Genomic DNA, 282 nt, shown 5'->3' on the forward strand with positions numbered 1-282 from the left:
CTTTTCTCCAAGCACCAGCAGGGCATCCGCGATCCACGCGCCCTTTCCTTCGGCGCAGACGATCAGCGGGTTGATGTCGAGTTCCTCGATCTCGCCTTCGTTCTTCTGCACGAAGTCGGCAATGCCGGCGATGGCATCGATGGCGGCCGCGACATCGGCTTTCGGCCGGCCGCGATAGCCTTCGAGGAGAGGATAGAGCTTGAGCCCACGCAATGCCGCCTCGATATCGTCCCGTGTCGCCGGCAACATGAGCGTCACGCTGTCGCGCAACAGCTCGACCAG

At 62.8% G+C, this 282-nt stretch carries 1 protein-coding gene; it reads right to left on the reverse strand.

Annotation, left to right across the window (positions count from 1 at the left end; translation table 11 throughout):
• On the reverse strand, positions 1-282 hold a 282-nt coding region (locus tag EN852_RS40255), incomplete at both ends, for an acetate--CoA ligase family protein (RefSeq protein ID WP_189546684.1).

This window comes from Mesorhizobium sp. M2E.F.Ca.ET.209.01.1.1 (genome assembly GCF_004010375.2).
Taxonomy (GTDB): domain Bacteria; phylum Pseudomonadota; class Alphaproteobacteria; order Rhizobiales; family Rhizobiaceae; genus Mesorhizobium.